General features: G+C 62.6%; 17 protein-coding genes. 11 read left to right on the top strand and 6 right to left on the bottom strand.

Annotated features, from left to right (window positions below; translation table 11 throughout):
• Positions 1-164: 164 nt before the first annotated feature.
• The 7 genes from BM413_RS06650 to mgrA all read left to right on the top strand — a co-directional run bounded on the left by BM413_RS06650 (position 165) and on the right by mgrA (position 7,663).
• Entirely contained in the window at positions 165-1,403 is a 1,239-nt protein-coding gene (locus tag BM413_RS06650; protein WP_091911598.1) for an ABC transporter substrate-binding protein, read from the top strand.
• A 76-nt stretch (positions 1,404-1,479) separates the two neighbouring features.
• Positions 1,480-2,379 carry a carbohydrate ABC transporter permease gene (locus tag BM413_RS06645; protein WP_091911759.1) on the top strand — a complete coding sequence of 300 codons (900 nt, stop codon included), beginning with the start codon at positions 1,480-1,482 and terminating at the stop codon, positions 2,377-2,379.
• A 16-nt stretch (positions 2,380-2,395) separates the two neighbouring features.
• Positions 2,396-3,307: a carbohydrate ABC transporter permease gene (locus BM413_RS06640; RefSeq protein WP_091911761.1), complete on the top strand. Its 912-nt coding sequence runs from the start codon at positions 2,396-2,398 to the stop codon at positions 3,305-3,307.
• 5 nt (positions 3,308-3,312) lie between these two features.
• Positions 3,313-4,410 (top strand): ABC transporter ATP-binding protein, encoded by a 1,098-nt coding sequence (ugpC, locus tag BM413_RS06635; protein ID WP_091911758.1) that lies wholly within the window; start codon positions 3,313-3,315, stop codon positions 4,408-4,410.
• A 29-nt stretch (positions 4,411-4,439) separates the two neighbouring features.
• Positions 4,440-5,186 carry a sugar phosphate isomerase/epimerase family protein gene (locus tag BM413_RS06630; RefSeq protein WP_091911596.1) on the top strand — a complete coding sequence of 249 codons (747 nt, stop codon included), beginning with the start codon at positions 4,440-4,442 and terminating at the stop codon, positions 5,184-5,186.
• A 12-nt stretch (positions 5,187-5,198) separates the two neighbouring features.
• The gene (locus BM413_RS06625; RefSeq protein WP_091911595.1) at positions 5,199-6,338 is read left to right on the top strand and encodes a Gfo/Idh/MocA family protein; all 1,140 of its coding nucleotides are present in this window, start codon (positions 5,199-5,201) and stop codon (positions 6,336-6,338) included.
• Between the two features lie 275 nt (positions 6,339-6,613).
• Entirely contained in the window at positions 6,614-7,663 is a 1,050-nt protein-coding gene (gene mgrA / locus BM413_RS06620) for an L-glyceraldehyde 3-phosphate reductase (protein ID WP_091911593.1), read from the top strand.
• An 81-nt stretch (positions 7,664-7,744) separates the two neighbouring features.
• Here mgrA and gndA read toward each other — a convergent pair whose 3' ends face one another.
• Entirely contained in the window at positions 7,745-9,166 is a 1,422-nt protein-coding gene (gene gndA, locus BM413_RS06615; protein WP_091911592.1) for an NADP-dependent phosphogluconate dehydrogenase, read from the bottom strand.
• Positions 9,167-9,342: 176 nt separating this feature from the next.
• Positions 9,343-9,774 (bottom strand): ferric uptake regulation protein, encoded by a 432-nt coding sequence (locus tag BM413_RS06610; RefSeq protein WP_091911590.1) that lies wholly within the window; start codon positions 9,772-9,774, stop codon positions 9,343-9,345.
• 220 nt (positions 9,775-9,994) lie between these two features.
• On the opposite strand from BM413_RS06610, the gene deoC reads away from it, so the two are divergent.
• The 4 genes from deoC (at position 9,995) to BM413_RS06590 (ending at position 15,172) form a co-directional block, all read left to right on the top strand.
• Positions 9,995-11,053, top strand: a complete 1,059-nt coding sequence (gene deoC / locus BM413_RS06605; protein WP_091911588.1) for a deoxyribose-phosphate aldolase — start codon at positions 9,995-9,997, stop codon at positions 11,051-11,053.
• 26 nt (positions 11,054-11,079) lie between these two features.
• Entirely contained in the window at positions 11,080-13,455 is a 2,376-nt protein-coding gene (locus BM413_RS06600; RefSeq protein WP_091911587.1) for an aldehyde dehydrogenase family protein, read from the top strand.
• A 114-nt stretch (positions 13,456-13,569) separates the two neighbouring features.
• Positions 13,570-14,304, top strand: a complete 735-nt coding sequence (locus tag BM413_RS06595) for an SDR family oxidoreductase (protein ID WP_091911585.1) — start codon at positions 13,570-13,572, stop codon at positions 14,302-14,304.
• Between the two features lie 22 nt (positions 14,305-14,326).
• Positions 14,327-15,172: a fumarylacetoacetate hydrolase family protein gene (locus BM413_RS06590; RefSeq protein ID WP_091911584.1), complete on the top strand. Its 846-nt coding sequence runs from the start codon at positions 14,327-14,329 to the stop codon at positions 15,170-15,172.
• Between the two features lie 21 nt (positions 15,173-15,193).
• Here the strand turns inward: BM413_RS06590 and BM413_RS06585 are convergent, their stop codons facing one another.
• From BM413_RS06585 to BM413_RS06570, 4 genes are read right to left on the bottom strand one after another with little or no spacing between them, the layout of a single operon-like run.
• Complete coding sequence (locus BM413_RS06585; RefSeq protein WP_091911582.1) at positions 15,194-16,411, bottom strand: adenylate/guanylate cyclase domain-containing protein; 1,218 nt, start codon at positions 16,409-16,411, stop codon at positions 15,194-15,196.
• Between the two features lie 49 nt (positions 16,412-16,460).
• Positions 16,461-17,462, bottom strand: a complete 1,002-nt coding sequence (locus tag BM413_RS06580; RefSeq protein WP_091911581.1) for an ABC transporter ATP-binding protein — start codon at positions 17,460-17,462, stop codon at positions 16,461-16,463.
• Between the two features lie 21 nt (positions 17,463-17,483).
• Complete coding sequence (locus BM413_RS06575; protein ID WP_091911579.1) at positions 17,484-18,551, bottom strand: Gfo/Idh/MocA family protein; 1,068 nt, start codon at positions 18,549-18,551, stop codon at positions 17,484-17,486.
• Positions 18,548-19,387 carry a carbohydrate ABC transporter permease gene (locus BM413_RS06570; protein WP_091911577.1) on the bottom strand — a complete coding sequence of 280 codons (840 nt, stop codon included), beginning with the start codon at positions 19,385-19,387 and terminating at the stop codon, positions 18,548-18,550. The genes BM413_RS06575 and BM413_RS06570 overlap by 4 nt, the downstream gene beginning before the upstream one ends.
• Between the last annotated feature and the right edge of the window lie 5 nt (positions 19,388-19,392).

Genomic DNA, 19,392 nt, shown 5'->3' with positions numbered 1-19,392 from the left:
GATGCAGCAAGGATTTTTGCATTTGCGGTTCTGGCAGGTGGTTGCGTGATATTTATTCGGAGCACGAAAAAATCACGGCGGCAGGCCACTCTTCTGTTGCGAAGTCATTTTTCTTCGCATAGCGTGCCGGGCTGTAACGTTTCAGATTTCAGGGAGGAGTGACGATGCGTTATTGTCTCACGACCGCTGCGCTTGCAGCGGGGGTTGCATTCATGACTGCCGGCGCCGCTTCGGCGACCGATCTCGAAGTGACGCATTGGTGGACCTCCGGTGGCGAGGCCGCTGCGGTTGCCGAGCTTGCCAAGGCCTTCGATGCGACGGGAAATCACTGGGTCGACGGCGCCATTGCCGGTTCCGGCGGCACCGCCCGCCCGATCATGATCAGCCGCATCACCGGCGGCGACCCGATGGGCGCCACCCAGTTCAACCACGGCCGCCAGGCCGAGGAACTCGTGCAGGCCGGGCTGATGCGCGACCTCACCGATATCGCCACCAAGGAAAAGTGGACCGAGATCGTTCGGCCGAAGAGCCTGCTCGACAGCTGCACCATCGACGGCAAGATCTACTGCGTGCCGGTCAACATCCATTCATGGCAATGGCTGTGGCTGTCCAACGAAGCGTTCGAGAAGGCTGGCGTGGCCGTGCCCAAGGACTGGAACGAGTTCGTGGCTGCTGCTCCGGCACTCGAAAAGGCCGGCATCGTGCCGCTGGCGGTCGGTGGTCAGCCTTGGCAGGCGTCCGGTGCGTTCGACGTTCTGCTCGCCGCAGTTGGCGGCAAGGACACCTTCCTGAAAGTCTATCAGGACAAGGATGCGGAATTTGCCGCCGGGCCCGAGATCGGCAAGGTCTTCAAGGCCGCCGACGATGCCCGCAAGATGTCGAAGGGCACCAATGTGCAGGACTGGAACCAGGCGACCAACATGGTCATCACCGGCAAGGCCGGCGGCCAGATCATGGGCGACTGGGCGCAGGGCGAATTCCAGGTTGCCGGAAAGGTGGCCGGCAAGGATTATTCCTGCCTGCCGGGGCTTGGCCTCAACCCCATGATCGCGACCGGCGGCGACGCATTCTATTTCCCGCTGCTGAAGGACGAGGCGAAAGCCAAGGCGCAGGAAGCGCTGGCGACGACGCTTCTCGACCCCAAGACGCAGGTTGCGTTCAACCTCAAGAAAGGCTCGCTGCCGGTGCGCGGCGACGTCGACCTGAACACCGCCAACGACTGCATGAAGAAGGGCCTCGACATCCTGGCCAAGGGCGATGTCATGCCCTGGACCGACCAGCTCATGTCGCAGGACACCCAGAAGCAGAAGGAGGATCTCTTCTCCGAGTTCTTCTCCAATCAGGGCCTGACTGTCGAAGACGCCCAGAAGCGTTTTGCCGACATCATCTCGAGCGCCGACTGATCTCGCTGACGACACTGCACACCGGCCCGTCTGAAACGGGCCGGTGTGTTCCGGCCTCATATCCGAAAGGATTGCTGTGAGCGAAACCTATCCGAAGCGCCCCAGCCAGTTGTTCAGGAACCTGAGCGCCAAGATCGCCTCCGTGCCGATGATCCTCACGGCGGTCGTGGTCTTCGCCGGCGGCACCGCCTGGACCGTGCTCTATTCCTTCACCAATTCGAAGCTTCTGCCGCGCTTCAATTTCGTCGGGCTCGACCAGTATTACCGGCTCTGGGCAGCACCGCGCTGGACCGTGGCCGTCGAGAATCTTGCCATCTACGGCGTGCTCTCGCTAATCTTCTCGCTGGCGATCGGCTTCCTGCTTGCGGCCCTTCTCGACCAGAAGATCCGCTTCGAGGATACGTTCCGCACCATCTTCCTCTACCCGTTCGCTTTGTCCTTCATCGTCACCGGGCTGGTCTGGCAATGGCTGCTCAACCCGGATTTCGGCGTGCAGGCCGTGGTGCGCGGGCTCGGCTGGGAAAGCTTCACCTTCAACCCGCTCTACGATGCCAGCATCGTCATCTACGGCATCCTGATTGCCGCACTCTGGCAGGGCACCGGTCTTGTCATGTGCCTGATGCTGGCGGGCCTGCGCGGCATCGACGAGGACATCTGGAAGGCGGCGCGCGTCGACGGCATCCCGATGTGGAAGACGTACCTCTTCATCGTCATTCCGATGATGCGGCCCGTCTTCATCACCACCATCGTCATCATCGCCTCGGGCATCATCAAGGTCTACGATCTCGTCGTCGCCCAGACCAGCGGCGGCCCCGGCATCGCTTCCGAAGTGCCAGCGAAATATGTCTACGACTATATGTTCTTCGCCCAGAACCTCGGCCAGGGCTTTGCCGCCTCGACCATGATGCTGCTCAGCGTGATCATCGTGGTCGTGCCATGGGCCTATCTTGAATTCGGGAGGGCGCGGCGTGGCTGATACCGCTGTCCTCGACATGGCGCCCGCCGCAGCCGCGACCCGGATTGAGGACGGTCCGCGCGGAGCAAAGCCGCGCCGGACTTTTTCCCGCCGCAACATCTTTCTCTACGGCACGCTTATAGTCGTCGCCGTCTATTACCTGTTGCCGCTCTATGTGATGGTCGTCACGTCGCTGAAGGGCATGCCCGAAATCCGCCTCGGCAACATCTTCTCGCCGCCGGTCGAGATCACCTTCGAGCCTTGGGTCAAAGCCTGGTCGCAGGCCTGCACGGGCCTGAACTGCGACGGCCTTTCGCGCGGCTTCTGGAATTCGGTGCGCATCACCGTGCCGTCGGTGATCCTGTCGATCGCGCTCGCTTCCATCAACGGCTACGCGCTCGCCAACTGGCGCTTCAAGGGCGCCGATCTCTTCTTCACCATCCTCATCGTCGGCGCCTTCATTCCCTATCAGGTAATGATCTATCCGATCGTCATACTGCTGCGGGAAATCGGCCTTTATGGCAGCCTGTGGGGCCTCGTCATCGTCCATTCCATCTTCGGCATGCCGATCCTGACACTGCTTTTCCGCAATTACTTTACCTCGGTCCCCGAGGAGCTGTTCAAAGCCGCCCGCGTCGATGGCGCAGGCTTCTGGGGCATCTATTTCCGGATCATGCTGCCGATGTCGCTGCCGATCTTCGTTGTCGCGGTCATCCTGCAGGTCACCGGTATCTGGAACGACTTCCTCTTCGGCGTCGTCTACACGCGGCCCGACACCTACCCGATGACCGTGCAGCTCAACAACATCGTCAATTCAGTGCAAGGCGTGAAGGAGTACAACGTCAACATGGCCGCAACCATCCTGACCGGCCTCGTGCCGCTGATCGTCTACTTCGCTTCCGGCAAGCTGTTCGTGCGCGGCATCGCCGCCGGCGCGGTCAAGGGTTGATGGTCATGGCGGCAGGCAAGCCCAGCGTCTCGATCAAGGATCTGTCGCTCAATTTCGGCAACGTGCAGGTGCTTCAGGCGCTGAACCTCGATATCGCCCAAGGCGAGTTTCTGGTGCTGCTCGGGCCGTCCGGTTGCGGCAAGTCGACCTTGCTCAACTGTATTGCCGGCCTGCTCGATATTTCCGACGGACAGATCTTCATCAACGGCAAGAACGTCACCTGGGAAGAGCCGAAGGACCGCGGCATCGGCATGGTGTTCCAGTCCTACGCGCTCTACCCGCAGATGAGTGTCGAGGGAAACCTGTCCTTCGGCCTGAAGACGGCGGGGCTGCCGAAGGAAGAGATTGCCAAGCGCATCGCGCGCGCGTCCGAGATATTGCAGATCGAGCCGTTGCTGAAGCGAAAGCCTGCCGCGCTCTCAGGTGGCCAGCGCCAGCGTGTCGCCATCGGCCGCGCGCTCGTGCGCGACGTCGACGTCTTCCTGTTCGACGAACCCCTGTCCAATCTCGATGCCAAGCTGCGCTCGGAACTGCGCGTCGAAATCAAGCGCCTGCACCAGCGGCTGGCCAACACCATGATCTATGTCACCCACGACCAGATCGAGGCCCTGACGCTCGCCGACCGCATCGCCGTAATGAAGGGCGGCGTCATCCAGCAACTCGACGCGCCGCAGGCGATCTACAATCGTCCGGTCAATCGCTTCGTCGCCGACTTCCTCGGCTCTCCGAGCATGAACTTCATAAGCGGTCAGCTCGAAGGCGGCGAGAAGCCGCATTTCAAGGCGGATGGCGTTTCGGTGCCGCTCGATCGCTATGCTTTCGACAAGTCCGCCGCCGGCGCCGGCGCTTGCATATTCGGCATCAGGCCCGAACATATCGCCCATGGCGAGCAGGCGACCGCCTTGCCGTTCTCGCGCGAAATCCAGGTCGACATCATCGAGCCGATGGGCTCCGACATGCTCGTCTGGACCAAGCTTGGCGGCAGCAATCTCACCTTCCGCGCCGAGGCGGAAAAGCCGCTGAAAGTCGGCGACCGCGTGATCGTCGGCTTCGATCCGGCGCGCGCCTCGCTGTTCGACGCTCCCACCGGAAACCGCATCTGAACTCCCAACATCAAACACGGACAATCGGCATGAACTGGTCATTTCAACTTTACAGCGCCCGCAATTTTCAGCCCTGGAACGATGTCGTCAAAACGCTTGGCTGGCTCGGTTACCGGGAAGTCGAAGGCTTTGGCGGCGTCTATGACGATCCCGCCGGCCTGCGTGCCGAACTCGACAAGAACGGCCTTGTCATGCCGACTGGGCATTTTTCCATCGACATGCTGGAGAACGATTTCGCCAGTGCTGAAAAAATCGCGAATACGCTCGGCATGAAGGTTCTGGTCTGCCCCTATCTGGTCGCTGAGCAGCGCCCGACCGATGCGGCAGGCTGGCAGGCTTTCGGCAAGCGCCTGGCCGCGGTGGGCGACAAGGCCAAGAAGGCCGGCTTCGGTTTCGCCTGGCACAATCACGATTTCGAATTCGCGGCACTTCCGGACGGCTCCGTGCCCCTGACGCATATTCTCGAAACGGCTCCCGATATCGGCTGGGAAGCCGACATTGCCTGGATCGTTCGCGGCGGTGCCGATCCCATGGCGTGGATCGACAAATACGGCTCGCGCATCGTTGCTGTGCATGTGAAGGATATTGCCCGCAGCGGCGAAGGACTGGACGAGGATGGCTGGTCCGATGTCGGCCACGGCACGATCGACTGGAGGGCGCTGACCACCGTGCTGCGCGACCGGACACCAGCAAAATACTTCATCATGGAACAGGACAATCCGAACAATTTCGAGCGCTTCGCCCGGCGCTCGCTCGAAGCCGCCAAGAGCTTCTAGGAGACGACGATCATGGCAAAGAAACTCGGGATCGGCGTCATCGGCTGCGGCAACATCTCCAAGGCTTACTTCAAGCTGTCGCCGCTGTTTCGCGGCATGGAGATGCGCGCCTGCGCCGACATAAATGAAGAAGCTGCAAAGGCGCGGGCCAAGGAGTTCTCATTGCGCGCCGAGAGCGTCGATGGGCTGCTCAAGGCCGACGATATCGACATCGTCGTCAACCTCACCATTCCTGCGGCCCACTATGAGGTGTCGAAGCAGGTGCTGGACGCCGGCAAGCATGTCTATTCGGAAAAGCCCTTTGTGCTCTCGGTCAAGGAAGGGCTCGACCTCAAGAAGCGGGCCGAGAAAAAAGGGCTGCGCATCGGCTCTGCGCCCGACACCTTCTTCGGCGGATCGCACCAGCTTGCCCGCCACATGATCGACGACGGCAAGCTCGGCAAGATCACCAGCGGCACCTGCCATGTCATGAGCCACGGCATGGAGCACTGGCATCCGAACCCGGATTTCTTCTTCCTGCCCGGCGGCGGGCCTATCCTCGATCTCGGACCCTATTACATCACCAACCTGGTCCAGCTCATCGGGCCGGTGAAGCGGGTGGCGGCACTGACTGCTATTCCCGCCAAGGAGCGGACGATCAGCTCCAAGCCGCGCGCCGGCGAAAAAATCCCTGTCTCGACGCCGACGACCATCCACGCCCTGCTGGAGTTTGAGAATGGCGCGGTGATCACCTTCAATGCGAGCTGGGACGTCTGGCACAGCGGCCATGCGCCGATGGAGCTCTATGGCGAGAACGGCACGCTCTACATGCCCGATCCCAACTTCTTCGGCGGCGACCTGCGCTACACCAAGGGCAGCAAGCCGGCCAAGAAGCTGCCGAAATGGGACCATCCTTTCCAGAAGGCCAATGAAGTCCATTCGCAAGGACCGATGGCCAATTATCGCACGGCGGGCCTTGCCGACATGGCGATCGCCATCCGGGAGGGACGGCCGCACCGCTGCTCGCTCGACCTTGCGCTGCATGTCGTCGACATCATGACCGGCATCCTGAAATCGGGAGACAGCGGCAAGTTCGTCGACATGCAGACCAGCTGCGAGCGGCCAGCAGCGCTTGGCATCAAGGAAGCCAAGGCGCTGCTGGCGAAGAAATAAAGCGCCCGAAAAGCGAGGTTGTTTCGGACGATGAATGAATGATAGGTGCGTCCTTCGAGGCTCGCTTCGCGAGCACCTCAGGATGAGGGAGGTTGGTGCGCTTCAAGCCAGGTTCTGGAGAGCGTGCTCATCAGGATCTGGTCGAAGGGTGGCAGAATCCGAGTGAAGGATAGCGCCAACTTTCCTGATCTTTATAGTAGCACCAACCTCCCTCATCCTGAGGAGCGAGCGCAGCGAGCCTCGAAGGACGCACCCAATCTTTTAAGGAAATCACCATGGCCTGGCATCCCGCCGACAACCGCTACGAGACGATGCGCTACAACCGCTGCGGCCGCTCCGGCCTGAAGCTGCCGGCGATCTCGCTCGGGCTCTGGCACAATTTCGGCAATGATACGCCGCACCAGACCAAGCAGGCGATCTGCCGCAAGGCTTTCGACCTTGGCATCACCCATTTCGATCTCGCCAACAATTACGGCCCGCCGCCCGGCTCGGCCGAAACCGCTTTCGGCGAAATCCTCCGTACCGATTTCGCCGGCCTGCGTGACGAGCTGATCATTTCCAGCAAGGCCGGCTACGACATGTGGCCGGGGCCTTATGGCGAATGGGGCAGCCGCAAATATGTGCTGGCGAGTCTCGACCAGAGCCTCAAGCGCATGGGTCTCGACTATGTCGACATCTTCTATTCGCACCGCTTCGATCCGGAGACGCCGCTGGAAGAAACGATGATGGCGCTCGACCATGCCGTGCGCTCGGGCAAGGCGCTCTATGTCGGCATCTCGTCATACAACTCGCAGCGCACCCGCGAGGCCGCCACGATCCTGCGCGAGCTCGGCACGCCTTGCCTCATCCACCAGCCGAGCTATTCCATGCTCAACCGCTGGGTCGAGGATGACGGGCTGCTCGATACGCTGGACGGGCTGGGCGTCGGCTCGATCGTGTTCTCGCCGCTGGCGCAGGGCATGCTGACGACGAAATATCTGAAGGGCATCCCTGAAGACAGCCGTGCCGCGCAAGGCAAGTCGCTGCGCCAGGAGTTCCTCAACGACAAGGCGCTCGCCAACATCAAGGCGCTGAACGCCATTGCCGAGAAGCGCGGCCAGACGCTGGCACAGATGGCGCTGGCCTGGGTGCTGCGCGGCGGGCGCGTGACCTCCGCGCTGATCGGCGCCAGCCGGCCGGAGCAGGTGGAAGATTGCGTCGGTGCGCTGAAGAACCCGGATTTCTCGGATGCCGAGCTTGCTGAGATCGATCAGTACGCCCGCGAGGCCGACATCAATCTGTGGGCTCGCTCAGCCGAGCGCACGGGGCCGGTGCGGAAGAAGTAATTTTCGCGCATTCGCTGAAAACAAAAAAAGGCGCAACCGGATTGCCGGCTGCGCCTTTTGCATTCTGGAGCTTGGGAAGGCTCAGCCGCCGCCGGCCCACGGACCATGATGTGCGCCGGGCGCGTCGATGCGCTCGAAGCCATGCGCGCCAAAATAATCGCGCTGCGCCTGGATCAGGTTGGAGGTGCCGCGTCCCTGGCGATAGCTGTCGAAATAGGCCAGCGCCGACGACAGCGCCGGCGTCGGCAGGCCGGCTTCGGCGGCTTGCGCCACGATGCGGCGCAGCGAGGGGTGCGCCTCCTTCATCATCTCGATGAAAGCCGGTGCCATCAAAAGGTTTGCGAGCGCGCCGCTCTTCTCAAAAGCGTCGGCCAGCGTGCCGAGGAACTGCGAGCGGATGATGCAGCCGGCGCGCCAGATCTTGGCGATCGTCGGCATCGGCAGGTTCCAGCCGAACTGTTTCGAGGCTGCGTCCATCACCGCGAACCCTTGCGCATAGGCTGCGATCTTGCCGGCGAACAGCGCCAGTTCCAGGTCGTGCAGGACCTTGTCGCGATTGCCCGAAAACTTCGAGACGCCGCCGGTGCCATAAGCCTTCTCCGCCGCCAGCCGCTCGTCCTTGAGCGATGACAGAATGCGGGCCGAAACGGCGGCCTCGATCGCGGTTGCCGAAACGCCGAGCGTCTGCGCTTCGATCACCGACCATTTGCCGGTGCCCTTCTGGCCGGCACGGTCGAGGATCATCTCGACGATCGGCTTTCCGGTATCGAGATCGTCAGCAGCAAGAACGGTCGCGGTGATCTCGATCAGGTAGGAATTCAGCCGGCCCTTGTTCCATTCGGCAAAAACCGCACCGATTTCCTTGGGCTTCATGCCAAGCCCGTCGCGCAGCACGCCGTAGATTTCGGCGATCATCTGCATGTCGGCATATTCGATGCCGTTGTGGATGGTCTTGACGAAATGCCCGGCACCCCCGGTGCCGAGCCAGGCGGCACAGGGCTCGCCTTCGAACTTGGCCGAAATGTCGGTCAGGATTTTTTCGACGCGCTTGTAAGAATCTTCCGTGCCGCCGACCATGATCGACGGGCCGTGGCGCGCGCCTTCCTCGCCACCGGAAACGCCCATGCCGATGAAGGTCAGGCCTGATCCCTCGAGTTCGGAAAAGCGCCGGATCGTGTCGCGGAAATTGGCGTTGCCGGCATCGATGATGATGTCGCCCGCCGAAAGCACCTGGCGAAGTGCGGCGATCTGCTCGTCCACCGGCTGGCCGGCCTGCACCATGATGATGACCGGGCGCGGTGGCTGGATCGCCTCGGCGAGTTCGGCCAGCGTCGTGCAGGGCACGATCATCTTGCGCAGGTCGCCGGCGGCCTCGAAGAAGGTGCCGGTGCGGCTGGTGGTGCGGTTGAACACGGCGATCGGGTGGCCGTTTTCGGCGATATTAAGGGCCAGGTTGGAGCCCATGACGCCAAGGCCAATCAGGCCGATTTCGGCTTTTTCCATTTTTTCATCCCGGATTGTTTTTGGTTTGAGAAGTGCCTCACCTTATGGGGCGGATGATCGACCGGCGGGCCGGCCGCGTCAACACGTCACGGCGCGGGTCTGCCCCTGCCATAATGCATGGCAGCGCAGTTTGCTCCCGGCGTAGCGCCGATGTCATTTCGCTGGGCAAGCACGGTTCAGCGCCCGCGCCGCTTGCGGCCATAGAGTTCCAGCCGATGATGGACGATATCGTAGCCCAGCGCCTCGGCGATTTCGTTCTGCAATTGCTCGATGCGGTCGGACTTGAATTCGATGACGTCGCCCGTGTCGAGATCGATCAAATGGTCGTGATGCTCGCCGCTGGCCTGTTCGAAGCGCGAGGGCCCGCCCTCGAAGGCATGGCGGTGAATGGCCCCCAGGCCTTCCAGCACCTTCATCGTGCGATAGACGGTGGACAGGGAGATGCCGGAATCGATCTCGGCCGCACGCCGGAAGATTTCCAGCGCGTCGGGGTGGTCATCTGTCGCCGTCAATATCTCCACGATGATGCGGCGCGGGCGGGTGATCCTGATCCCTGCCTTGCGCAGCATTTTTTCGTAGTCGGGCTTCTGATTCTTCTGCTTTGCCATGCTCGGAATATGCGCCAGATGACACCCAGTTGCAAAGAACTAAGAGCCGGGTCGCGGGAAAGCGGACCTCGGATACCACCGGCGAACCGGCCGGTTTTGACCATACGGTCAAAAGTTAGCTGCATTGGGTCGCTTTCTTCGCTATTACGGCTCACGGGACTCGTGAAGCGTCACTTCACGAGCTATCCTCTACGAAAAGTGTGGAGTGAAAGGGGAGGTGATGAGCAGCAAGTTTCTTGAGGCCGATCTCGGTGCCGAAGAGTCCCAGGGGCTCAAGGTGACTTCGTTGCCGACGCGCGTTGCCGCCAACACAGCCGCCGTGCACGGCATCGCCCGCAACCCCGGCATGGCGCTCGATCTCGGCTTTCTCGAATCCATGCGCAACGTCAACCGCTCGGCACTGGAGCGCCGCGTTGCCTCGCTCACCAAGCGCCGCTCGATCAAGGCCGACAACCAGGCCGCCTGGCTGCTGCGCTCCATAGCCTGCATGGATTTGACGACACTGAATTCGAACGACACCGACGAGCGCGTGCGCCGGCTCTGCGCCAAGGCGATCAACCCGCTGCGCCGCGACATCGCGGAAGGCCTCGGCCTCGGCGACACGGTGATCCGGCCAGCCGCTGTCTGCGTCTACCACCCCTTCGTCGCCACGGCTGTTGAAGCCGTGAAGGGCACCGGCATTCATGTCGCCGCCGTCTCCACCGCCTTCCCGCATGGACTTGCGCCGCTCGCCACCCGGCTTCAGGAAATCGAGGCCTCGGTGAAGGATGGCGCCAATGAGATCGACGTGGTCATCCCGCGTGGGCTGGTGTTCGGCGCCAAATGGCAGGAGCTTTACGACGAGATCGTCGCCATGCGCGCCGCCTGCGGCGAGGCGCATCTCAAGGTCATTCTCGGCACCGGAGATCTGGCGACCTTGCGCAATGTCATGCTCGCCTCGATGGTGGCGATGATGGCGGGCGCGGATTTCGTGAAAACCTCGACCGGCAAGGAAAGCGTCAACGCCACGCTGCCCGTCGGTCTCGCCATGGTGCGCTCGATCCGTGCCTATTTCGAACACACCGGCTATCTCATCGGCTTCAAGCCGGCGGGCGGCATTTCCACCGCCAAGGTCTCGCTCGACTGGCTGGTGCTGATGAAGGAAGAGCTTGGCCGGCCATGGCTGGAGCCGGAGCTGTTCCGCTTCGGGGCGTCCAGCCTGCTCACCGACATCGAGCGCCAGCTTGAGCATCATCTGACCGGCCGCTACTCGGCCAATCATCGCCACGCGATGGCGTGACGGCAAAGAATTCGGGAGATTTTTCGATGAACATTCTCGAACGCTACGCCGCGATGGAATATGACGCAGCCCCCGAGGCCCGCAACGAGGCCGACGCCTGGCTCGCCGGGCGCGATTTCGGCAAGGCGCTGTTCATCGGCGGCGAGTGGAAGGCGGCGGCAGGCGGCAAGACCTTCGAGACCAGCGAGCCGGCAACCGGCAAGCTGCTGGCCAAAATCTCCGATGCCGGTGACGCCGATATCGACGCGGCAGTCGCAGCGGCGGCCAAGGCGCTGCCGAAATGGAGCGCGCAATCCGGCTACGCCAGAGCCAAGGTGCTTTACGCCATCGGCCGCGCCATGCAGCGCCACCAGCGGCTGTTCGCGGCGCTGGAATCGATCGACAACGGCAAGCCGATCCGCGAAAGCCGCGACATCGACGTGCCGCTGGCGATCCGCCATTTCATCCATCATGCCGGCTGGGCGCAGTCGCTCGACAAGGAGTTCCCGGATCACAAGCCGGTCGGCGTCGTCGGCCAGATCATCCCGTGGAATTTCCCGCTGCTGATGCTGGCGTGGAAGATCGCGCCGGCTCTGGCTGCCGGCTGCACCGTGGTGTTGAAACCTGCCGAATACACGCCGCTGACGGCCATTCTGTTTGCCGAGATTTGCGAGCGCGCCGGCGTGCCGAAGGGCGTCGTCAACATCGTGCCCGGCGGGCCGGACGCCGGTGCGGCGATCGTCAATCATCCGGGCGTGCAGAAAATCGCCTTCACCGGCTCGTCTGAAGTCGGCAAGATCATCCGCAAGGCCACCGCCGGGTCGGGCAAGAAGCTGTCGCTGGAGCTTGGCGGCAAGTCTGCCTTCATCGTCTTCGAGGATGCCGATCTCGACAGCGCTGTCGAAGGGCTGGTCGATGGCATCTGGTTCAACCAGGGTCAGGTCTGCTGCGCCGGCTCGCGCCTGCTGGTGCAGGAAGGTATTTCCGACGCCTTCATCGCCAAGGTCAAGACGCGCATGGGCCGTCTGCGCGTCGGCAGCCCGCTCGACAAGAACACCGATATCGGTCCGCTGGTCGACAAGACCCAGCTTGACCGGGTGAGCGGGCTGGTGGCCGAGGGCGCGAAACAGGGCGCCGAATGCTGGCAGCCGGACTGCCCCCTGCCTTCGGCGGGCTACTTCTATCTGCCGACGCTTGCGACAGGTGTTTCGCCGGCTAATATCCTTGCTCAGGAAGAAGTATTCGGGCCGGTTCTGGCGGCTATGACCTTCCGCTCGACGGAGGAAGCGATCGAGCTTGCCAACAACACGCGTTACGGCCTCGCGGCCTCGGTGTGGAGCGAAAACATCAACCTCGCGCTGCATGCAGCCCCGCAGATCAAGGCGGGCGTGATCTGGGTCAACGGCACCAACATGTTCGACGCCGCATGCGGCTTCGGCGGCTACCGCGAAAGCGGCTTCGGCCGCGAGGGTGGCCGCGAAGGCATGTTTGAATATCTGGCGGCAAAGCTGCCGCTGGGCTCGGTGATCAAGCCGGCGACGATCGACAGGGTCACCGAGCGCGCCGAAACCGACGGCATCGGCATCGACCGGACTGCTAAGCTGTTTATCGGCGGCAAGCAGGTTCGGCCGGACGGCAATTATTCGCTCGCTATCGCTGACAGGAAAGGAAAACTCGCCGGCGAAGTCGGGCTCGGCAGCCGCAAGGACATTCGCGATGCGGTGTCGGCAGCGCGGGGCGCCAAGGCCTGGGCCGAGGCCACCGGCTACAACCGCAGCCAGGTGCTTTATTTCCTCGCCGAAAATCTCGCCGCCCGCGCGGACGAATTCGCAGCGCGGCTGGTGCAACTTACCGGCGCAACCGCCAAGGCGGCGCGCGAGGAGGTCGAGCTTTCGATCGAGCGGCTGTTTTCCTTTGCTGGCATGGCCGACAAGTTCGAAGGCCGCGTGCATGCGCCGCCCGCTCGCGCCGTCACACTGGCGCTGCATGAGCCGGTCGGCGTCATCGGCATCGTCGCACCCGACGAGGCGCCGCTGCTCGGCCTGATCTCGCTGGCAGCACCGGCACTTGCCATGGGCAACACGGTGGTGGCCGTGCCGAGCCAGAAGCACGCGCTGCTGGCAACCGACCTCTATCAGGTCATCGAATATTCCGACGTTCCAGGCGGCGCGATCAACATCGTCACCGGCAAGCATGCCGAACTGGCGGCGGTGCTGGCCAAGCATGACGATGTCGACGGACTGTGGTGCGTGGCTGATGCTGACACCTGCAAGCTGGTCGAAGCGGAGTCGATCGGCAACCTCAAGCGGGTCTGGACCAGCGGCGGCAAGAATGTCGACTGGAGCTCAGATCTCGTCGCCGGCGATGCCTTCCTGCGCCGCGCCGTCGAGGTGAAGAATGTCTGGGTTCCTTATGGCGACTGAGCGGTCTTCTCATGCGGCAATCGGGCTTGACGCTTCTGGTCTTGTTCTTTACCGATAAATAAACAATTTGATGGCCTGGTCCGCCAGGGGGCCAGCTTTGCGTCGGGAGGAAGCATGACGGGGACATTAGCCGGCAAGAGCGTGGTGATTACGGCTGCGGCGCAGGGCATCGGCCGGGCGACTGCGCTTGCCTTTGCGCGCGAAGGCGCAGCGGTGACCGCCACCGACATCAACGAGACGCTGCTTGCCGAACTCACGCGGGAAACCGGTATCGTGACGCGAAAACTCGACGTGCTCGACGACGCGGCAGTGGAAAAAGCCTTTGCCGAGACCGGGCCGGTCGACGTTCTGTTCAACTGCGCCGGCTTCGTCCATTCGGGCTCCATTCTCGAGATGAAGGACAGCGATCTCGACTTCGCCTTCAACCTCAATGTGCGGGCCATGATCCGCACCATCCGCGCTGTGCTGCCCGGCATGATCGAGCGCGGCGGCGGCTCGATCATCAACATGTCGTCGGTCGCATCGAGCATAAAGGGCGTGCCGAACCGCTTCGCCTACGGCACCACCAAGGCAGCGGTGATCGGGCTGACCAAGGCGGTCGCCGCCGACCATATCGGCCAGGGCATTCGCTGCAACGCCATCTGCCCCGGCACGGTGGAGAGCCCGTCGCTGGAGAGCCGTATGCGCGCCGGCGGCGACTATGAGGCGGCGCGCGCCGCCTTCATCGCCCGCCAGCCGATGGGCCGACTCGGCACGCCGGATGAAATCGCTGCACTCGCCGTCTATCTTGCCGGCGCCACCTACACCACCGGCCAGGCCTATGCCATCGACGGCGGCTGGACGATCTGATTTTCATTGAAGGAGTTTTGACGTGAAATTGCTGCGCTATGGAGAAGCGGGACGCGAGCGCCCGGGCCTGATCGATGCGGATGGCGTGATCCGCGACCTGTCACAGCATATTGCCGACCTCGGCGGCGATACCATCGATCCCAAGGAACTCGACCGGCTGGCGCGCATCGACCCGGCTTCGCTGCCCGTGGTCACCGGCAATCCGCGCATCGGCCCCTGCGTGCATGGCACGGGAAAATTCATCTGCATCGGCCTCAACTATTCCGACCACGCCGCCGAGACCGGCGCCACCGTGCCGCCGGAACCGATCATCTTCATGAAGGCGACATCGGCCATTGTCGGTCCGGACGACGATCTGCTGATCCCGCGCGGCTCGGAAAAAACCGACTGGGAAGTCGAACTCGGCGTCGTCATCGGCCGCAAGGCCAAATATGTCTCCGAGGCCGACGCGCTCGACTATGTCGCCGGCTATTGCACGGCACATGACGTGTCCGAGCGTGCCTTCCAGACCGAGCGTTCCGGCCAATGGACCAAGGGCAAAAGCTGCGACACGTTCGGGCCGATCGGGCCATGGCTGGTGACCAAGGACGAGGTGCCGGACCCGCAGAACCTGAAAATGTGGCTCACCGTCAATGGCGAGAAGGTGCAGGACGGCTCGACCAAGACGATGGTCTATGGCGTGCGCTACCTCGTTTCCTATCTCAGCCAGTTCATGTCGCTGCATCCCGGCGACATCATCTCGACCGGCACCCCGCCCGGCGTCGGCATGGGCATGAAGCCGCCGCGCTATCTGAAGGCGGGCGACGTCGTCGAACTCGGCATCGAAGGCCTTGGCCAGCAGCGGCAGGATGTGAAGGCTGACGCCTGAGCCAAACCCGACCGGAAATTGTCAGCCGGCGATTTCCGGGTCGAGTGTGAACAGTTCCTGCGCCTTGCCGACCCCGCGCAGGGCGTAGCGTCCGACCGAGACGAGTTTTGCCCTTTCCGCGTCCGGCAAGGTGTCGCGAAATGCCGAAGAAAAGAGCGTGCCGCGCCCGGCCGAGCGGCACATCGTCTCGATGCGGCTCGCCTCGTTGACGGCCTGGCCGACCACGGTGAAGTCCAGCCGGTCCTTGCTGCCGATGTTTCCATAGAAGACATCGCCGATATGCAGCCCGAGACAAATGCCGGTGACCGGTTGGTTTTCGGCCGACCGCCGGCTGTTGAGTGCTTCCAGCCTCAGCCGAAGGTCGGCTTCGGCTTGAAGTGCGCAAGCGCAGGCGTTGGCCGGATCGTCAGCAGTGAAGATAGCCAATATGCCGTCGGCCATCAGCTTCAGCACGTCGCCGCCTGCACCCTGCACTGCCGTAATGACGATTTCCGCATAATCATCCAGAAGCGGAATGAGCTGGTCGGAATCGATCCTCTCCGACAGCGCCGTATAGCCCCGCATGTCGGAGAACCAGATGACGGCGTTTATCCTTTCGACGATGCCGCGCGATATTCGGCCCTGCAGGACGCGCTGGCCGGCATCGCGACCGAGATAGGCCTCCACCAGCGACTGGGCGATGCGCGCGAGCGATGTCGATTTGATCGCCAGGCAGAGCACAGGAACCAGACGCCGAAGCGCTGCGACATCGGCTTCGCTGAACCCGCCGGCGCGGTCCGTCGTCCAGCGCGACAGGATGCAGTCCAGCTCGCCGATGGCGGCGTCGCGGCCGAACCGGTGTACCATGGCCAGGTAGTCCGTCTGGCCTTCCCGCTGCAAGTCGCTGAAAAGGGAGAAGCCCTCGGTCTCGCCGTCGCAGAGCCGCCGCCGCATTTCGTTCTCGCCGCTCTGAAGCAACTGGTAGAACGGGCTCTTCTTCCACTCCTCCAGGCCTTCGCCCTGATTGCTGGGGCCGTATTCCACGACCGGCGTTTCAAGCAGCTGGTCGCGTGCCCAGAAAAAAGCCCGGCCCTCATAGACAGGGTGCAGCGTGTCGACGATGGCAACGCTGCGGGAGAGATCGAGCCCGGCCTCGACGCAGCGATCGCAAAAGCCGTGCAGAAGCGCGATCTCGCTGTCGCCGGCGAGACCGCGCTGGACGATCCAGTCTGCAAGGTGGTTCAGGCTTTCTTCGTTCATCGACACCGCACCGTTTCAACAGGCAGGATGCAGCGGCCGAAAGCAGCTTTCAAGCCAGCGTCTTGCCTTCCGCGTCGAACCGATAGGTCCGCGCGGGATCGGGCGTAGCATAGAGCGTCGCACCCGGCTCGGCGTCGTAGACGCCGAAGATGCGGATGGTCAACAGGCCGGCCTTTTCCGTGTCGATATAGAGATTGGTGTCGGCGCCGAGATGCTCGGCATGGATGACCGTGCCTTTCCAGGTGCCGGATTTGACGTCGACGGTAAGATGTTCGGGGCGAACGCCGACAGTCTTGGCCTTTGGCTCACCAAGACGCGCGCCATCGATGAAGTTCATCTTCGGTGAACCGATGAAGCTTGCGACGAATTCATTAGCCGGCGAATTGTAAAGCTCCATCGGCCTGCCGATCTGCTCGATGCGGCCGCCATTCAGCACGACGATCCTGTCGGCCAGCGTCATCGCCTCGACCTGATCATGGGTGACGTAGATCATCGTTGCCGACAGCCGCCGGTGAAGCTGCGCAATCTCGAGCCGCGTGTTGACGCGCAGGGCAGCGTCCAGATTCGACAAGGGTTCGTCGAAGAGAAACAGTTTCGGTTCGCGTACCACGGCGCGGCCGATGGCGACGCGCTGGCGCTGGCCGCCGGAGAGCTCGGCCGGCCGGCGTTCGAGGTAGGGTTCCAGCGACAGCATCGACGAAGCCGTGGCGACGCGGCGCGTGATCTCCTCAGTCGGCGTCTTGGCCTGCTTGAGACCCAGGCTCATATTGTTGCGCACGGAGAGATGCGGATAGAGCGCGTAGGTCTGGAAGACCATGGCGATGCCGCGATCGGACGGCGGCACGGCATCGACCTTGCGGCCATCGATCAGCACATTTCCGGAGGTTGCGTCCTCCAGCCCGGCAATGACGCGCAGCAAGGTCGACTTGCCGCAGCCGGAGGGGCCGACGAAAACGACGAACTCGCCGTCGTTCACTTCCAGGTCGATGCCTTTCAGCACGTCGACACTGCCGAAGGATTTTTTGACGTTCTCGATTTTGAGCGAACCCAACTGGTCGTTACCTTCCGTTTCCTACAGCGTAACAGCGCGGCCGGTGCGCACACTTTCATCCGCCGCGAGGCAGACGGCGAGCGATTTCACGGCGTCACTCATATGGCGGGTGAGGTCGATGTCCTCGCGGATGGCCTTCAGCAGAAAGGCCTGCTCGAGGTCGCACAGATCCTGATGGCCGGGCTCGCCGCTCATCGACAGGTTCTGGTCCGGCGCTGCAAAGCGGCCATCCTTGCCGGTGGCGGCGTGGTGCACGCGGATCATATTGGTCTTGGTGTGCGCATCGACATCGTCGGATTTCGCCTTCTCGTCCATGACGATCGAGACGCAGCCATTGGGCGAAATGACATCCTTTACGAAGAAGGCGGTTTCGGAAATCATCGGCCCCCAGCCGGCCTCATACCAGCCGACCGAACCGTCGTCGAACAGCACCTGCAGATGGCCGTAATTATACATGTCAGAGGCGATCTCGTCGGACAGGCGCACGCCCATGCCGCGCACTTCGACCGGCCTGGCATCGGTGATCTGGCACATGACGTCGAGATAATGCACGCCGCAATCGACGATGGGCGAGGTCGTCTTCATCAGCTGCTTGTGGGTTTCCCAGGTGTGGCCGCTCGACTGCTGGTTCAGGTTCATGCGGAAGACATAGGGCCCGCCAAGTTTGCGCGCCTCGGCGATCAGCCTGATCCATGACGGGTGATGGCGCAGTATGTAGCCAATCACCAGTTTTTTGCCATTGGCCTTCGCCGCCGCCACGACGCGCTCGGCATCGGCAACGGTCGTTGCCAGCGGCTTTTCGACGAAGACGTGGCAGCCGGCATCGAGGGCAGCGACTGCGTAATCGGCGTGGCTGTCGGAATAGGTGTTGATCGAGGCAACGTCCGGCTTCAGCTCGCGCAGCGCATCCTCGAAGGAACGCCGGATTTCATAGCCCGAGAGTTCAGCCGGAAGCGGCACGTCCGAGCGGTTGACCAGCGATGCGATCTCGAAGCCGGGATTGTTGTGATAGGCCAGCGCATGGCTGCGGCCCATATTGCCGAGCCCGGCAACGACGACGCGCAGGGGCTTTTCGGTGGAGGCACTCACTTGACGGCTCCCGAGGTGATGCCGCGGATCAGTTGCCGCGAGAATATGAGGTAAAGCACCAGCACCGGCAGGATCGCCAGCGAAAGCGCTGCCAGCACCGCATTCCAGTTGGTGACGTACTGGCCGATGAAGAGCTGCGCGCCGAGCGTCACCGTCTTGGTCGCTTCCGAAGGCGCCAGGATCAGCGGGAACCACAGATCGTTCCAGATCGGGATCATGGTGAAGACGGCAACGGTCGCCATGGCCGGGCGCACCAGCGGCAGGACGAGGCGGAAGAAGATGCGGTATTCGCTGAGCCCGTCGATGCGGCCGGCATTCTTCAAATCGTCGGACACCTGCTTCATGAATTCGGACAGGATGAACACGCAGAGCGGCAGGCCTTGCGCGGTATAGACGAGGATCAGCGCTGTCAGCGTGTTGACCAGCCCGCTCGCCACCATCAGCTGCAGGATCGCGACGGTGCCGAGACGGATCGGGATCATGATGCCGAGCGCCAGGTAGAGCCCCATCAGCGTATTGCCCTTGAAGCGGTACTCGGCAAGCGCGAAGGCCGCCATCGCGCCGAACAGCAGCACGAAGAACAGCGAGGCGACGGTGACGATGAAGCTGTTCTGGAAATAGAGGAAGAAATCGCCTTGCGCCAGAACGGTGGTGTAGCCGACGAGATCGAAGGTCTCGGGCGTCGGCGGCGACAATGGCGTGCGGAAGATCGCATTGCGCGACTTCATCGAGTTGATGATGATCACCACGACCGGAAACAGCGCGATCACCGTATAGGTGATCAGCACCGCATGGGCGGCGATGGTGCGGGGGAGGGAGTGTGTTGCCTTGCTCATCGCGC

It is taken from the genome of Mesorhizobium sp. YR577, assembly GCF_900116595.1.
GTDB lineage: Bacteria > Pseudomonadota > Alphaproteobacteria > Rhizobiales > Rhizobiaceae > Mesorhizobium_M.
Note: the sequence above shows the minus strand (reverse complement) of the source record. Positions and strands in the feature narration are given on the sequence as shown.

Coding starts and splice junctions, on each gene's coding strand:
- gndA (WP_091911592.1), bottom strand. CDS start 9,166: ATGGAAAAAGCCGAAATCGGCCTGATTGGCCTTGGCGTCATGGGCTCC.
- deoC (WP_091911588.1), top strand. CDS start 9,995: ATGAGCAGCAAGTTTCTTGAGGCCGATCTCGGTGCCGAAGAGTCCCAG.
- BM413_RS06610 (WP_091911590.1), bottom strand. CDS start 9,774: ATGGCAAAGCAGAAGAATCAGAAGCCCGACTACGAAAAAATGCTGCGC.
- BM413_RS06625 (WP_091911595.1), top strand. CDS start 5,199: ATGGCAAAGAAACTCGGGATCGGCGTCATCGGCTGCGGCAACATCTCC.
- BM413_RS06630 (WP_091911596.1), top strand. CDS start 4,440: ATGAACTGGTCATTTCAACTTTACAGCGCCCGCAATTTTCAGCCCTGG.
- BM413_RS06650 (WP_091911598.1), top strand. CDS start 165: ATGCGTTATTGTCTCACGACCGCTGCGCTTGCAGCGGGGGTTGCATTC.
- BM413_RS06585 (WP_091911582.1), bottom strand. CDS start 16,411: ATGAACGAAGAAAGCCTGAACCACCTTGCAGACTGGATCGTCCAGCGC.
- BM413_RS06570 (WP_091911577.1), bottom strand. CDS start 19,387: ATGAGCAAGGCAACACACTCCCTCCCCCGCACCATCGCCGCCCATGCG.
- BM413_RS06600 (WP_091911587.1), top strand. CDS start 11,080: ATGAACATTCTCGAACGCTACGCCGCGATGGAATATGACGCAGCCCCC.
- BM413_RS06640 (WP_091911761.1), top strand. CDS start 2,396: ATGGCGCCCGCCGCAGCCGCGACCCGGATTGAGGACGGTCCGCGCGGA.
- mgrA (WP_091911593.1), top strand. CDS start 6,614: ATGGCCTGGCATCCCGCCGACAACCGCTACGAGACGATGCGCTACAAC.
- BM413_RS06595 (WP_091911585.1), top strand. CDS start 13,570: ATGACGGGGACATTAGCCGGCAAGAGCGTGGTGATTACGGCTGCGGCG.
- ugpC (WP_091911758.1), top strand. CDS start 3,313: ATGGCGGCAGGCAAGCCCAGCGTCTCGATCAAGGATCTGTCGCTCAAT.